Consider the following 15,382-nt stretch of genomic DNA (forward strand, 5'->3'; position numbering starts at 1 on the left):
CTTGTACTCAATGAAAATCAAAGAGTAAACTAGGAAACTAGCCGCAGGCTGTACTTGAGTACGGCAAGGCGACGTTGACGTGGTTTGAAGAGATTTTCGAAGAGTATTACACCTCAGATGCACCACATGCCCGTCGTACTTCAAAAAAACTGAAGTCAGATTTCACTGACCTCAGTTTTTTATTATTTAGCATAATCTACTGCACGAAGCTCACGAATCACGGTTATCTTGATATTTCCTGGGTAATCGAGATTGTTTTCAATTTTCTCACGAACTTTGTGAGCTAAGATTGTGACTTTGTCGTCCTTGATTTTTCCTGGATTGACCATGATACGAATTTCACGTCCTGCTTGAAGGGCAAAGCTATTTTGTACCCCTTCAAAGCCGTTCGCAATTTCTTCCAAATCATGGAGACGCTTGATGTAGCTTTCAAGAGACTCACTACGAGCACCTGGACGAGCTGCGCTCAAGGCATCTGCTGCAGCAACGATAACTGCAATGACGCTCTCAGCTTCAACATCTCCGTGGTGACTAGCAATCGTATTGACCACAACTGGATGTTCCTTGTACTTACGTGCCAATTCCATACCGATTTCAACGTGGCTACCTTCAACCTCGCGGTCAATAGCTTTCCCAATATCATGAAGGAAACCTGCACGACGGGCAAGAGCTGCATTTTCACCAAGCTCGCTCGCCATGATACCAGCCAACTTAGCAACCTCAATCGAATGACGCAAGACATTTTGTCCATAAGAGGTACGGAACTGCAAACGTCCCATAATCTTCATCAAGTCTGGATGGAGGTTCGGCGCACCGATCTCATAGGCAGCGGCCTCACCGTATTCACGGATCTTATTGTCAATCTCTTGACGGTTTTTCTCAACCAACTCTTCGATACGAGCTGGGTGGATACGACCATCTTTGAGCAACATTTCCATAGTCATACGGGCAATATCACGACGAATCGGGTCAAAACCTGACAAGGTCACCACTTCTGGCGTATCGTCGATAATGACATCAACCCCTGTCAAACTTTCAAAGGTACGAATGTTACGACCTTCACGACCAATAATGCGTCCCTTCATAGTATCGTCTGGCAGATGAACCGTTGAGTTTGTTGACTCCGCTACATATTCACCAGCGATACGTTGCATAGCTTGAACCAAGATGTCCTTAGCCATTTTGTCAGAACGTTCCTTGACCTCTTGCTCAGCTTCGCGAATGCGGCTAGCAATCTCCTTGGTCAAGTTTTCCTCTGTCTGTGCCAAGATAATATCTCGTGCTTCTGCCTGAGACAGAGCACCAATACGCTCTAGTTCTGCTTCTTTTTGTCTTTCGACTTCCTCTAATTGCTCTTCACGCGCATCAAGGTTTTTCGCTCTATCAGAAATACTTTGTTCTTTTTGTTCAAGTGTTTGTTCTTTACTCGTCAAATTGTCGTCCTTACGGTCAAGGCTAGTAGCTCTCTCTGTCAAACGACTTTCGATTTGTTTGAGTTCTTGACGTTCTGATTTGAACTCAGCGTCCACTTCTTCACGGTATTTTCTGGCTTCTTCTTTGGCCTCCAATAGTGCTTCTTTTTTAAGAGACTTACTTTCACGTTTGGCTTCATTAACAAGTAAATCCGCCTCACGCTCAGCTTGTCCACGTAAATTAGTTGCTTCTTGTTCAGCATTTAAAAGCATCAACTCTGCAGCTTCCTGAGATGATTTCATCTTAGCTGAGATGCTGACATATCCAATGACTAAACCAATGATGACGGCAAAAACAGCAATCGCAATCGACATGATTTCCATGTTTTTACCTCATTTTATTGTTATTCCGAATGACATACATTCTTTTACATTCTACCATAAAAAAGTGATTTTCACAAACCTAAAATAGAATATCTTTTGGGGAAATTGGAGTGAATTTTAGGATTACACTTCTTCGGATCCCTTCAAACTTTTGAACACATCATCAATAAATATATCTGCTAATCTCTTCTTGAAAGAATCATTATTTAATAGAGCACCAAATAAATCTTGACTCTGAGAGTATCCTTCTATAAGAGCATTGTCAATCTCTTCTTCAAAAGCAAAAACGAAGTCTTCTCTAGAGTTGACACGGGCAGATTGCTTTAGTCTTGGATTCTTTTTCATCAATTCACGAATGGATACCGCTCCACTTAGACCGACTTGGTGATCAATATCCAAATCCAACTGTTCGTTAATTTCATCTAAGATTTCAGATAAACGCTTCTCCTGGTCAGTCGTAACACCTCCAGTACTTGGCTTGGTAAGTATTAACTCTGGATGATATTCCAATTCAGAAACTGACCTGAAAGAACCTGTTTGCTTATGTTTCATATAGTCTACTACGATCTTATCTGCGATTGTAAAATCATCTCCTCCAATGCGAACATCAATCATCTTGACAAGACTTTGCAGATAATTATAACGTTCGTGTAGAACTTCATTTTGATAAGCAGTTGCCTGAATCAAGAAAGTATACATTCTAAGAAAACCTCGAATAACCTTTCGAATAGAAAGTTGTTCTTTCTCATCAAACCATCTAACTCTATCATAACCTTGATTTAACAGAGAAACCATCTTTTGTTTTTCTCTGCTGTTTCTCTTTTCTTGGTATAAGAATTGATTAAACTCATGAACAACATCACTGTCCAAGATACCATACTCATCAATTTTCCGATCCAAGGTCAAGACATCACTAGGTGTGACTGTATCTGCTAAAATAGTCTCACGGTAGTACGGAGAAAAAGCTGAGCGAATATCGTCATAAGTATTTTTAAAATCAAGGATAAAGGTCTTCTTATTGTAGCCTCTATAGATACGATTCAAACGAGACAATGTTTGCACCGCAGCAACACTTCGCAACTTTTTATCTACATACATAGCAACCAGTTTAGGTTGGTCAAACCCTGTCTGATACTTATTTGCCACAATCAGAATTTGGTAGTCTTCCGTATCAAAATGATCTTTCAAATAATCTTCCTTGACCTGATTCATTTGCGACTCAGTATATTCACTACCTTGATAATCAACCTTGCCAGAAAAGGCAATCAGGGTTCCAATACTGGTAATGCTGTGGTCTTTGAAGTACTTTTGAAAGGCTAATTGATACTTAACTGCTGCCTCACGACCAGAGGTCACAATCATAGCCTTACCTTGACCACCCAATTCAGCCATAATATCATGACTGATAAAGTGATCCATGATAATTTCAACCTTTTGATTGATATTTTCATCAGATAATTCTACAAACTTTGCAATCTTACGCTTGGCAAGAGTCGTTTTTAGCTCAGGATCTTCTTCGACTGCTTTATTGAGCTTGTAATAGGTCTTATAAGTCGTATAGTTATCTAAAACATCTAGAATAAAACCTTCCTCAATAGCTTGCTTCATACTATAAACATCAAAAGGAGCTTTAGAACCATCTGCTTGTGTTGTACCAAATAGCTGTAGAGTTGTCGCCTTGGGAGTTGCAGTGAAGGCAATGATTGAGACATTGTCCTGCTTACCTGTCCGAGCAATCTCCTGCTCGATAGCGTCCGCAACACTTACTTCTTGAATCTCATCGATAGTTCCATCTTCTGTATCTGTTTCTGTCAAGACTTGACTAACCGAACTCATATAGGATCCTGTCGTTGAACTGTGAGCTTCATCAATCAGGATGGCAAATTTCTTTTTCGCAGTATTCCCTACAGACATCCAGTTAGATTGGTTGATTTGGGCAAACTTATGAATAGTCGTAGCTATGATTTTTGTATTTCCTGCAATCGCATCCGCTAAGTCACTGGAGGTTTCTTTGTCGCCCATTACCTTGACCACTCCAGGCTTGTGGGAGATTTCCTTGACCGCTTCTTGTAATTGACGGTCAACTACGATACGGTCTGTAACGATTAATACAGTATCCACAATATTTTGATTTTGTTCATCATGGAGCGATACCAAACTATGAGCCAACCATGCTATGGTATTGGTTTTACCAGAACCAGCCGAATGCTGAATCAGATAATTACTGTCAGTATGGTTGACTTTCATGTCCTCTAGGAGACGGCTAACTGCTCTTCGCTGATGGTATCTCGGGAAAATCAGGGTCTTCTTTTTATGCTTATCCATCTCAAAAAAGATAAAACTCTCTATTAACTGGAGAATACTATCCTTGGTCAAGACATCAAGCCACAAGTAGTCTGTATCGACACCATCAGGGTTGTGAGGGTTGCCACTTCCCATCTCAATACCTTCCCCTTTCCCCACATTAAAAGGTAGAAAATAGGTTTCTTGTCCTTTCAATTGCGTCGTCATATAGACTTCTAGGGTATCCACTGCAAAGGAAGCCAAGACTCCCTGTTCAAAACGGAAAAGACGATTCTTAGGATTGCGTCCCTTGAGCTGCCTGATAGCATCCTGTACAGACTGACCACTGGGATTAAACTTAAGTTCGATAGCAAATAGTGCTAATCCATTGATAAAGATAACAAGGTCAATGCGGTCGCTCTCCTCGTAAACCACTTCTTCCATAACAGATAGACAATTGGCTTGGTATTGTTGAACAGTCTTTTCATTAAAACTAGTCGCAGGTTTACGATAAAGAAGACGAAGTTGTTTATTTTCAATAAAGATTCCCTCTTTTAAGGCGAATAAAAAGCCACCCTTGACGATTTCTTTATTAATCAGATTGACGATTGTCTCCTTACTCAGTTTTTTAAGGAGATAGTCCATGGTCTCCTCCTGGGTCTCCATCAGAAAATCCCACAGGAGTTCCACATCCATGGCTAATCTAGGATCGTAGCAAGTAGCGTCCCGCTGGATATAGCCATTTTTTTCTTTCAAGTCTTTGATAATCCACTGCTGGAAATCATAGCGCTCCTTTAAGCCCAAATTTGCCATAGTTTCTCACTTTCATATTAATAAATCTATTTATCTTTATAAAATTATTCTTGTCTAAACATACTTGGTTAACTATAAGTTTAGATAATTGGTTTCTTTCATTAAAAATTTGGATTGGAGATCCCAAATATTTTATCGTTCTCATTTAATTCGATAAGCTCAGTTGCATTTATAAATTTATTTTTATAAATAGATGCGATAATTACTTGATTATTATCCAATTCATTCGACAATAGCTGATAAATTTTATCAAGATTATCTTTTGTTACTTCTCTACCACTAGGAGAATCTAAAACAATAGGTAGAGATGTTCCTATAAATCTCTCTAGTTCTTTTATATATGCCAATTTATAGCATATTACTAATTTATGAAATTGAGTGCCAGAAATTTTCTTCAAATCACTAGTAAATATAAAACCTTTTCTCCCACTTATAATGTTATTTACACCTAATTCAGTTGCATAACGTAAAATGTTTCCACTCATCCTAGTAACAACTTCTGAGTTCTCAATAAGTTTATTCTTTACATAGTTTCTTAAGTGTTCTAGTTCATCATTAATTAACTCAATCCTAGAATCAATTTCTTTGTGGTTAACCTCAATTTGTTTAAAAAATACATCAGCCTTTTCAATTGAATTATCATTCTCAAATAAATATGTTTGCCCCATTAAATTTATTAATTTATTTTTAACGTCAGATAGTTCCTTTTCTAAATTACATATACTTTCTTTAAGCAACCATTTTCTGGCTTCTAAAAAATTATAGTTATCATTATAATTTATAATTGTATCCTTATTTACAGAAATAATATTACCTGTATTTTTGTCTTCAACTTTAAGGTCAAAATTTTCTAACAACTTAAAGAAAGCGTTATTTTCTTTTTTTAACTTATCTACTTGCTTCATTTTATTTAGATAAATCTTCTTTTGCGAAGACAATAATACTATTTGTTCTTTTAAAAAATTTATATCATCAGATGGAAAGTCTACTTCATTTTCTAGATATAATTCTTGATAGGAAATAATTGACTTTAAATTCTTTAATCGTCTTAACTCTCTATTTAGAAAGCTTATCCTATCTGTATATTCTGTAACATCTATAGAGGTAAGTCCCTCAATCAGTTCTTCAATATTAAAGTGTATATTTCCAATCACTTTACCTCTATTTAAAAGAGTCCAACCTTTATCTTGATCTAAATACATTGCTCCGATAATGTTATTAATAACCTTAACTTCTTCTGTATCAAAAATTTGTTTTAAGAAATATTCATGTTGATTTGGCAATAGATAGTCTTTTTTCTCCTTACCAAAGATTAACTCTAACCTTTTATCATGTCGAATCACCTTATATACTTTGCCGAAAATGGAGAAATCTAATTCTAAAAACAGTTTTTGAAACCGAATAGCTAATGTACCTGGTATTGGGTAACCTAAAGAATAAAATAGAATTCTAAGTAGAGTAGACTTTCCAACACTGTTATCTTCCGAATAGATTAAAACATTATTTCCATTAAATGAGAATTCTCGTATAGAATCTTTATAACGAACTTTTAAATTAATAAATTTCATAAATTCGCACTCTTTCTAACTTTATTAATCAATCGTTTATTAGCAATTATTCTCCAAATAACATATTTGACTATAACCTCTTCATCATTTTTATTATCGATCAAAAAAATGTCATCTTTAAAGAACTTCCAACACTTATCTATAAAAACAAAGATTCTTTGTTGTCTATCATCTCCAAGTTTACCACTTTCTTTCATATCTTGAAACTTATTGAGAATTTTATTAGACAGTTCAAATCGTCCTTCTATATTTTCTAAGACCGCAAAATATGTTTGAATAATCTCGTTGAACTCTTCATCATCAATATCCAAGTACTCTAAAAAACTATCTTCACTAATTCTAGCACTAAGTAGTTCAACTAATTGCCACAAAAAATCCTCTTTACTATAGTCGTATCTGCTGGTTTCACTTTGTCTAATAAATGTATACCAACGGTCATAAATTTCTTTATAAAATTTACTATACTGGTCTCCAATCTTAGAAATATATCTTTGTATTTCTTGATAAAAAATTTCATATTTAGTATATCGATCCGAAGAATTCAAAAATTTATAGAAATATATTGAAAATAATTCCTTTTTAAATTTTGGATTATCAGTAGCATAAGTATTAAGAATTTTCTCCAAGCGTTTTGGTAAAACTTTTTTAAATTCTTCATCAGTATAGCTATATTTTGATTTGGATGAAGAATGTAACCAAAAACTATTAAAAATATTATCTATTCCTAAAGGATAGTATGTATTAGAGACATATATCAGTTTTTCTGCATCTCCATGCTTAGAATCCTCATTTAAAGTTTTCAATCCATCCTTAAGTTTTGCAAAATTAGATTTTCTAACAAGTATATCTTTTTCTTTAGATTTTACTTGAGCATAGATGTACTTTCCATTATTCAATTCAAGTTCCACATCCTCTAAAGGACCTTCAATAGAAAATCTGTTCACATCCTCTAAATTCTCTAATAATAAAACTAATCCCACTAATGCTTGAAACTCGAAACCGAATGTGCTGGGCACGGCATTACTTTTAGTAAAAGATTTTGTATTTACCATAATTTCTAAATCTCCTTACCCCTTTTCTTCCCTGTCACATAATCATAAATAAGAGTTTGTCGTTGTTTATTAATATTTTCAATTTGTTGATCTTTTGTTTTTATCATCTGATTAATAATTAACATTTTTTATTCAAGTACTGACTAATTTTATACTGATAGTCTAAATCTGGAATAATTATTTTAAAATTTCCGATATTATCAAAGCTCAAACCTTCTCTATTTCCGCTAATTTGATGAATTTTAATCATAAATTGTCCAAATTCAGACATGATAAAATACATTAAATAATCAGGCAATACAAATCTATCGCATCTAATAATGCACACATGTTGATTAACATTTGCCTCTATATCTAAATCATATTTTGCTACTCTTCCAATAGAAGCTCCTGTTATATTTAATAAAATATCATTTTTTTTAACGCAAGTTCCAATCATCTGTTGATGAATATTTCTATTAATATAAGTTGCTTTATCTTCTAAAAGTATTAATCCATTATAAATATTTTGACTTCGTATAAATAATATTCCCGTTTCTTCAAAAATTTCAGATCCTCCCAACGGAGTCTTACCACTTCCAATTTTATTTGCCAGGTACTTTAGCCGACTCACTCCCCACCCTTGAGGTATCTGTCCAATCCAGTCGACACCTGAGTCTTTCATGGGGACGTTTTTATCCAATCCTTTTGTGACAGTCTCATAAATCAAGCTAGCGCGGTAGTCTTTGAGTTTCTGAATCTGCTCCTCCAGCAGTGCTTTAGCTTTATCTAACTGGGCGGTTTTCTTGTCTAGAAAATCAGCGATTTTTTGTTGTTCAGATAAAGAATAAGGCATTGAAACCAGTGTATTCCCAACTTTATCAACACTTAAATTTTCAACTACTGCACCTATAGAAACTAGATTAAATTGAGAAGTACAAACATCAGATAAAAGTAACCAATAAAGATATTCCTTGCTAATATTCTTATAAGGAGCTAAGCTTAACCAACCATCATGAATACAACCATAAATGGATGAAATATAAGGTTCTCCAAAACTCATTGAATTACTTAAAATGAGTGTTCCAGGATGTATATATCTACTAAATTGTTTACCACGATTAGTAATTTTTAATTTTGTAGATGTAATATATTTATTCCCCTTGTATGTATCACCAATACGAATCCAGTTAACTCCAGTGTCATCATCAGAAATAAATTTATCTATAGGGCGAGGCGATGCTCCCCGTTCAATACTCACAATATTTTTTATTCTTGTTACTTCCCACTCCTCTGGTATCTGTCCGATCCAGTCAATGCCACTCTCTTTCATCCTAGTCATGTTTTAGTTCCTCCAAGAGAGTCTGTAGTTCTGCTTCCAGTTCATAAAACTCTGCCAAGAGCTTGTCGGCACTTTCTGGTGCTTGGTAGTGATAGAAATAGCGGGTAAAAGGAATCTCAGCTCCATAGCCCTTTTCTTCATCAAACCAGTAGTGGGCGTCAGGTACATGGGGATAGACCTCACGCGCAAAGTAGGTTTCCACATCCTCTGTCAGCTTAACGATTTCACTGTCCTTGGTTGTCTTATCATAGACAATCCCATCGGCAATCTCATTTGCCTTGTCTTTCCTCTTGGTTCGGATAACTTCTGCTGTTTTGTCCATTTCACTCATAGCTAAGGCTAGCGCATTGACATTGGCAGGCGTAAGCTTAAACTCTCCCAGCAAGGCCTTGATGACTTGGACAAAGTTCTCAAAGTTAGGATAGGTCTTGTCAGAGCTTCCCTTAGCAAGAGCTGTCAGGATAGCTTCTTGCTTGGTCTTGCCAGTTACAAAGTCCTGTAATTTTTTCTCATCCTTGGCTGAACGTGGTTCCATCTCTAGCAATTCTTGGTACTTGTATTCATCAAATAGTTTAGCTAGAAAAGGAACACTTTTCGCTTTCTCAATTGTTTCTTCGCTTATCTGGCCACGACGTTGCAGAGGTTGCATAACTGTAAACTCTCGATAGAGAAACTCTTGATTGTCAAAGATTTTTACATGGTCATTTTCTTGAAAATCATCGTACCAGCGAAGGATCTGACGGATGTTATCTTGGGACAACTCACGGCGTTTTTGACCTAGAGATTTACGTAGAGGAACAAACTCCTCCGCCGCATCAATAAACTGAACCTTGTTCTGGCGCTCAAGAGACTTGTTTTTATTATAAATCCAGATATAAATCCCAATTCCTGTGTTATAGAAAAATTGACCTGGAAGGGCGACTATAGCTTCTAGCAAATCATTCTCAAGGATATAACGGCGAATCTGACTTTCTCCCGATGATGTCCCACCTGAAAAGAGGGGAGACCCATTTGAAATGATGGCTGCACGGCCATTTTCTTCTAATTTTGCAAGAGCATGAAGATGGAAGAGTAGTTGAGCATCTCCAGTTCCTGGAGTCGCGACAAAACGACCTTGACGACCTTCTGTTTTGTCAAAGAGTTGATGATCTTTCTTAACTGCATCCTCAACCCCATCATCCGCATCCTTACCACCCCAAGCTTGACCGAAGGGAGGGTTAGCGATGACAAAGCTCATTTTAGTATCTGGAAAAGGATCTGGATCTTTTAAGGTATCCACCTTCACAAAATAGTCAGAGTCTTCCTGACGAATTAGCATATCTGCACGACCAATCCCAAAGGTTTCAGGCAAAACTTCCTGACCAAAGAGTCGGACAGTGACTCCTGTATTCAACTGACGGATATAGCTTTTAGCTGTAGCCAGCATCCCCCCAGTTCCAGCCGCCATATCTAGTATTTTCAACTCTTTTTTATCAACAAAAAGTTCTTCGTCTGCCTCGATCAAGAGGAGATTGACCATCAGAGCAATAACCTCACGAGGGGTATAGTGAGACCCCGCTTCCTCATTTTCAGAAAATCGGCGGATGATATCCTCAAACATGTAGCCCATACGCATAGAGTCAACTGAACTTGGAGACAAATCAATTTGAGAGAACTTTTTAATAACCGTGAAAAGGCGACCACTCTGGGCTAGGGTACGGACTTGCTCTTTAAATTTTAGGTTTTCAATGATGTCCTTGACACGATAGGAATAGCCATCCAGATAGGCTAGAAAATTCTCCTCGATTGCATTTGGATCGTTTTGAAGATTTTCCAACGTAAAAGGACTAACATTGTAGTAACGATAGCCTGAAAGTTTCTCCAACACTTTCTCAGGTGTATTGGGATTTGCTTTGTATTGTGCTACCACCTGATCCTTGGTTGGCAGCAAGGCAGCTTCTAAACGAGTCAGGACAAACATTGGAATGATGACATCGCGATACTTATCTGCTCGATAAGCTCCTCTAAGAGTGTTAGCGATAGACCAAACCGTATTGACATCATTAGAAATTTGGATGTCATTTGCTTGAAATAGTGGTAGTTTTTCTTTGAAATTAGACATTTACTTCCCCTGTTTTTATTATTAACAATTCTCTTCATTATACCACAAAATACGAGTTATAAAGCGTATTCAAGGGTAAAGATCGAAGTTCATATACTAACTTTCTTTACTGAGTTTTTGTCTTTTGTATTAGGGATTCTGTCATTTTCTAAAAAACTTTATCTTAAACTTACTCATAAAAATTTAAAAAATAAAAAGCCTACCTTTCAGTAGACTTAGTAATGATCTTTAAAGGACAAGAAAGCCACGCTATCTCCATCCATCATATAAATCAAGCGATTTTCTGCGTCGATACGACGTGACCAGGCTCCTTGGTAGTCATACTTGAGTGGTTCTGGCTTACCTATTCCTGTAAAGGGATCACGTTGAATATCCTTGATTAGTTTATTGATTCTTTTTAACGTTTTCTTGTCCTGAGTTTGCCAGTAGCAATAATCTGCCCAGGCATCTTCTGTAAACTTGAGCAGCATTCCTCACTCCTCAATAACATGGACTTGAGTGCTTCCAGCACGGACTTGAGTGCTTCCAGCACGGACTTGAGCCATTCCTCGCAAAACCTTGTCTGATAACTCCTTATTTTGAGCGATTCTCAAAGTTTCCTGAATACTGTCCCATTCGCTCCTTGAAAGAACTACAATGTCCTCGTCTGGATTTTTATTGATCACCGTCAAAGGCTCAAATTCATCATTGACCTTCTTCATGTAGTCTTTTAAATGATTTCGGAATGTTGAGTAAAGAACTGCTTCCATAACCATACCTCGTTTTACCTCTTTTCCACTATTATACACGAAAAGAAAGAATTTGTCAGGAACTTGTACAAGATTTTCTTTTCTATCTATTTATTCGTAAAAAATCTCAAAAAGTCCACCTTTCAGTAGACTTAGTTTGTTTCTATTCTAATCGGCACTCTTCCAAAATTCTGCTCTGCTATACTGGGATTTCCCAGTTGGTAAATCTGGTCTACCTTTTGGGTCATAGCATCCCAAGGTTCTTTGCCAATTCGGCTGACTAGATCGACCTGCCCTTTCAGAGACTTGAGATGTTGTCTGCCTTTTTCGGTAAAACCAAGAACATGAATGGCTTCTGGCAAATCACTTTCTCTAGCTTGCACCAAAATATAGGTCAAGAGGCGTCTGACACGCGCCTTAGTGTAACGTTTGGTGGCAACCGCCTCGACTAATTCTTCTACAGACTGTGCTGTTTTAATAGCTTCATTAATACGCACAGCCATTTCTTGATTTACCTGATAGATAGTGGTTAGGTCGGGATTTGACAAGATTTGATAATGGAGCAAGGGAAAATAGTCATCCCAGCTCACCTTACTAGTCTGCTCAAAGAGGGAAACAGAAGGCATAAAGCGTTTTAAGAAATCTGTATCTCTCTGGTGCTGACGAAGAGCTGTCGCCGAAGCAAAGTCCACATCCTTGTCCACAGAATGGTAACCAGCCCCCTGACGCTGAATCGGATGGAGTTTGATGTTGCGTCCTGCAACCGCCTTGGCATAGGCCAGAGCAAGAACATGATTGGGTGTATTGCCTGAAAAATCAAGACCTGCAAATTCCTTCCACATGACTTGGGTTTTCTGTGGATAGGAAAGAGAATCAGGCAGATTTTCCACAAATTTCTCCATCTCATCCCCCTGGTCTGTGTATAAGTCAGCGATTTTTTGATAATCTCGAACTTCCTCTGTCCCAAAAACTAGGCTATCAATGCCCAAGCGAGCCAAGATATCCACAGCTCCTTGACCAAAGAAATCAGCAGCCTGAACACTGACTAAAAAGGGCAATTCCACTACCAGATCCGCTCCATTTTCCAGCGCCATCTGGGCCCTTGTCCACTTATCCACAATAGCAGGCTCGCCTCTCTGCATGAAATTCCCAGACATAGCAACGATTTTCAATCCCTCTGCCTGATCCAGCAGGTATTTATGGCCATTATGAAAAGGATTGAACTCCGCGATAATACCTGTGATGATCATAGTAATCTCCTACTTCTGCGCGACAAAAAACCAACGGGTGCTAGTTTCTGTTGGCTCCTTGTCCTCAAAGTCCGCATAGAGTTTGAAGGACTTGAAACCAGCCTGTTCCAGCAAAATATCATAGGTCAGAACCTCATAAGTCCGCTCCTCATGCACTTCATCGTGGCGACTAAAGGAACCGTCTGCCTCCTTGATAAAAAAGGTCAACTCATGCACGATGGAGTGAGGTGCCGCGTCCTCGTAGGTATCCCAGAGCATGGCGAACTCTTCCGCATTTTCATGATAAGAATAGCCTGGAAAAACTTCGTCTGTCTGGTAGGTTGAATGCACATCAAAGATAAAAATACCATCTTCGTTGAGAGCATTATAAATTTCCTTAAAAACATCCCCTACTTCCACTTCATCCTGCATGTAGCAGATTGAGTCCGAATAACAAGTGACAAAATCATATTGACCTGCCTTGGACAAATCCAGCATATTGCCTTCAATAAAATCAATCTTTTGTTTGGCTGAAGAAGCTCTCTTCTCGGCAATTTTCAACATATCAGCACTCAAGTCCAGGCCAGTCACATCAAAACCAGCATGAGAAAAGCGAACAGACTGGATACCTGTCCCACAGGCCAATTCCAAGAGTTTCTTTCTCTCCTTAGTTTTTGGCAAATGACGCAGAGAAAAATCCGTCCATTTGTCGTATAAACTATCGTCCATGACTGCATCATAGACCGCCGCAAAGGTTTCATAAGTTGCCATAATCATGATACCAAGAGCTTCCATGGCAAACACCACTTGCCCTATACCTTTCTATCACATTCCTTTTAAAAATAAGCAAATAAAACCCAGTTGAATACAACTGAGTTCATCTTCTAAGCAAGAGCTTCTGAAATATCTACTGAATTCGCCTCATGCCATAGTTTTTCTAAGTTATAGTGGGCACGCATTTCTTCTGAGAAGATATGCACAACGACACCACCAAGGTCTAGCAAGACCCATCCTCCAGCTGCATCGCCTTCGATATGGCTGCCTTTAAAACCAGCTTCCGCTACTTTTTCACGGATATTGTCAGCGATAGCATCCAACTGACGGCTATTCATTGAACTAGTAATAACAAAGTAATCAGTCACGCTAGTCAATTCTTGTACGTCAAGTGCGAGGATATCCTCCGCACGTTTCTCATCAGCCGCTTTCACGACTAGTTCTAGTAATTCTTTTTCGTTCATTTAGTCCTCTTTCAAATAGTGCACAAAGGCGTTATAGGTTTCAAGGGTTTGGGGATAAATGGGAAATCCCTGATGAGCTAGATACTCCACGGTACGAGCTGTTTCGTAGGCCACCGCCTTATTGAGCGATAGAGTTGCAATCTCACGCGCTACATCCACTCCAGGAAAGGCACGATTATGCTCGATATAGTCTGCGACGTAGATGACCTTATCTAAGTCTGTCATCTGACTAGCCCCGACTGTATGGATTTCAATAGCTCGTAGGATTTCTGGATCATGCAAATTCAAATCTTCCTGAATTTTGTAAATGCCAACCATTCCATGCCAGACATTATTGCCCCAGTTTTTGAGATCAGAGTCTAGCTGATAACGGTCAATTAATTCAAGAAATTCCTGATCTGACAGCTTCTTAGCATAATCATGGAGAAGACCTGCAAGACCTGCTTTCTCGGTATCAACTCCAAATCGCTGAGCCAGTTCTATGGCTGCACGCTCCACACCCAAGCAATGGGTTAAGCGTTTTTCGGGTAGAAGCTCTGCCATTTTTTCCAACAAAGCCTCACGGGAGCAGTTGATATAGTCTTGATAGGCCATCAGTAGAGCCCCTCCTTCTCGATATAGTCTAGCACAGGCTTAGGTAGGAGAAAGTTGGGTTTCCGTCCTTGGGCAATGAAGTCCCGCACCATGCTGGACGAGATATCCATGAGCGGTACGTCCACCCAGATAACTGGATAGGAAGTCCCTGCCTTGTAGCGTGGACGCTGAACCCCCACAAACTGAACCATGTCAACCAGTTCATCAATTCGGTACCACTTAGGCAGATAGTCAACCATGTCGGCACCGATGATAAAGTAATAATCCGTATCTGGATTCTTCTCTGTCAAAATCTTCATGGTGTCGTAAGTGTAGGAAATACCCTTGCGCTCCAACTCAATAGTTTCAATGACTAGGCCGTCAATCCCCTCAATTGCCAACTCAAGCATCTTGAGACGATGGTGTTCAGGGATGGTTTCCTTTTTATCAACGTGAGGAGGTTGGTATTCAGGCATGAGCAGAACTTGATCCAGTCCCAACTGTTGCCGTACTTGATCCGCAACAATAAGATGGGCATTGTGAACAGGGTTAAAATTCCCCCCTAAAATCCCAACTTGTTTGCGTTTTTTCTCCTTGATTTCTGGCTCCAACTCTACCTTGGTAAAGGGAGTCAATAGTTCGATTGTCATAGGCTAGTCCCCTTTATTTCTCTATAAAAA

General features: G+C 38.4%; 13 protein-coding genes. All 13 read right to left on the reverse strand.

What is annotated here, in order from left to right; genetic code table 11:
- Positions 1-182 precede the first annotated feature (182 nt).
- Positions 183-1,796: a ribonuclease Y gene (locus HT709_RS07975; RefSeq protein ID WP_138699839.1), complete on the reverse strand. Its 1,614-nt coding sequence runs from the start codon at positions 1,794-1,796 to the stop codon at positions 183-185.
- A 123-nt stretch (positions 1,797-1,919) separates the two neighbouring features.
- Positions 1,920-4,892, reverse strand: a complete 2,973-nt coding sequence (locus HT709_RS07980; protein ID WP_001284911.1) for a DEAD/DEAH box helicase family protein — start codon at positions 4,890-4,892, stop codon at positions 1,920-1,922.
- Positions 4,893-4,993: 101 nt separating this feature from the next.
- Positions 4,994-6,460 (reverse strand): hypothetical protein, encoded by a 1,467-nt coding sequence (locus HT709_RS07985; protein ID WP_000668785.1) that lies wholly within the window; start codon positions 6,458-6,460, stop codon positions 4,994-4,996.
- A complete protein-coding gene (locus HT709_RS07990; RefSeq protein WP_000248359.1) occupies positions 6,457-7,512 on the reverse strand; it encodes a hypothetical protein in 1,056 nt (351 codons plus the stop codon). Before HT709_RS07990 ends, HT709_RS07985 begins: the two co-directional genes overlap by 4 nt.
- A 118-nt stretch (positions 7,513-7,630) precedes the next feature.
- Entirely contained in the window at positions 7,631-8,833 is a 1,203-nt protein-coding gene (locus HT709_RS07995) for a restriction endonuclease subunit S (RefSeq protein ID WP_014017341.1), read from the reverse strand.
- On the reverse strand, positions 8,826-10,934 hold the full coding sequence (locus HT709_RS08000; RefSeq protein WP_000064455.1) for a class I SAM-dependent DNA methyltransferase: 2,109 nt from the start codon (positions 10,932-10,934) through the stop codon (positions 8,826-8,828). The genes HT709_RS07995 and HT709_RS08000 overlap by 8 nt, the downstream gene beginning before the upstream one ends.
- A gap of 215 nt (positions 10,935-11,149) precedes the next feature.
- A complete protein-coding gene (locus HT709_RS08005) occupies positions 11,150-11,404 on the reverse strand; it encodes a Txe/YoeB family addiction module toxin (protein WP_000924730.1) in 255 nt (84 codons plus the stop codon).
- A 3-nt stretch (positions 11,405-11,407) separates the two neighbouring features.
- Positions 11,408-11,683, reverse strand: a complete 276-nt coding sequence (locus tag HT709_RS08010) for a type II toxin-antitoxin system Phd/YefM family antitoxin (protein WP_172925668.1) — start codon at positions 11,681-11,683, stop codon at positions 11,408-11,410.
- A 131-nt stretch (positions 11,684-11,814) separates the two neighbouring features.
- A complete protein-coding gene (locus HT709_RS08015) occupies positions 11,815-12,912 on the reverse strand; it encodes a nucleotidyltransferase (RefSeq protein WP_000587363.1) in 1,098 nt (365 codons plus the stop codon).
- A gap of 9 nt (positions 12,913-12,921) precedes the next feature.
- Entirely contained in the window at positions 12,922-13,662 is a 741-nt protein-coding gene (locus tag HT709_RS08020; RefSeq protein ID WP_014017343.1) for a class I SAM-dependent methyltransferase, read from the reverse strand.
- A gap of 113 nt (positions 13,663-13,775) precedes the next feature.
- Positions 13,776-14,129: a ribosome silencing factor gene (gene rsfS / locus HT709_RS08025; RefSeq protein ID WP_001003025.1), complete on the reverse strand. Its 354-nt coding sequence runs from the start codon at positions 14,127-14,129 to the stop codon at positions 13,776-13,778.
- Positions 14,130-14,723 carry a bis(5'-nucleosyl)-tetraphosphatase (symmetrical) YqeK gene (gene yqeK, locus HT709_RS08030; protein WP_138699834.1) on the reverse strand — a complete coding sequence of 198 codons (594 nt, stop codon included), beginning with the start codon at positions 14,721-14,723 and terminating at the stop codon, positions 14,130-14,132.
- A complete protein-coding gene (locus HT709_RS08035; protein ID WP_138699835.1) occupies positions 14,723-15,352 on the reverse strand; it encodes a nicotinate-nucleotide adenylyltransferase in 630 nt (209 codons plus the stop codon). Before HT709_RS08035 ends, yqeK begins: the two co-directional genes overlap by 1 nt.
- Between the last annotated feature and the right edge of the window lie 30 nt (positions 15,353-15,382).

Origin of the sequence: Streptococcus sp. 1343 (assembly GCF_013277355.1) — a bacterium.
In the GTDB taxonomy this organism is placed as follows: domain Bacteria; phylum Bacillota; class Bacilli; order Lactobacillales; family Streptococcaceae; genus Streptococcus; species Streptococcus pseudopneumoniae.

Bases quoted from the DNA above. Each gene is read 5' to 3' on its own strand.
- HT709_RS08015 (WP_000587363.1), bottom strand. From the start codon at position 12,912: ATGATCATCACAGGTATTATCGCGGAGTTCAATCCTTTTCATAATGGC.
- HT709_RS07990 (WP_000248359.1), bottom strand. From the start codon at position 7,512: ATGGTAAATACAAAATCTTTTACTAAAAGTAATGCCGTGCCCAGCACA.
- HT709_RS08010 (WP_172925668.1), bottom strand. From the start codon at position 11,683: ATGGAAGCAGTTCTTTACTCAACATTCCGAAATCATTTAAAAGACTAC.
- HT709_RS07975 (WP_138699839.1), bottom strand. From the start codon at position 1,796: ATGGAAATCATGTCGATTGCGATTGCTGTTTTTGCCGTCATCATTGGT.
- HT709_RS08005 (WP_000924730.1), bottom strand. From the start codon at position 11,404: ATGCTGCTCAAGTTTACAGAAGATGCCTGGGCAGATTATTGCTACTGG.
- HT709_RS08000 (WP_000064455.1), bottom strand. From the start codon at position 10,934: ATGTCTAATTTCAAAGAAAAACTACCACTATTTCAAGCAAATGACATC.
- HT709_RS07995 (WP_014017341.1), bottom strand. From the start codon at position 8,833: ATGACTAGGATGAAAGAGAGTGGCATTGACTGGATCGGACAGATACCA.
- HT709_RS07985 (WP_000668785.1), bottom strand. From the start codon at position 6,460: ATGAAATTTATTAATTTAAAAGTTCGTTATAAAGATTCTATACGAGAA.
- rsfS (WP_001003025.1), bottom strand. From the start codon at position 14,129: ATGAACGAAAAAGAATTACTAGAACTAGTCGTGAAAGCGGCTGATGAG.
- HT709_RS08035 (WP_138699835.1), bottom strand. From the start codon at position 15,352: ATGACAATCGAACTATTGACTCCCTTTACCAAGGTAGAGTTGGAGCCA.
- yqeK (WP_138699834.1), bottom strand. From the start codon at position 14,723: ATGGCCTATCAAGACTATATCAACTGCTCCCGTGAGGCTTTGTTGGAA.
- HT709_RS08020 (WP_014017343.1), bottom strand. From the start codon at position 13,662: ATGGCAACTTATGAAACCTTTGCGGCGGTCTATGATGCAGTCATGGAC.
- HT709_RS07980 (WP_001284911.1), bottom strand. From the start codon at position 4,892: ATGGCAAATTTGGGCTTAAAGGAGCGCTATGATTTCCAGCAGTGGATT.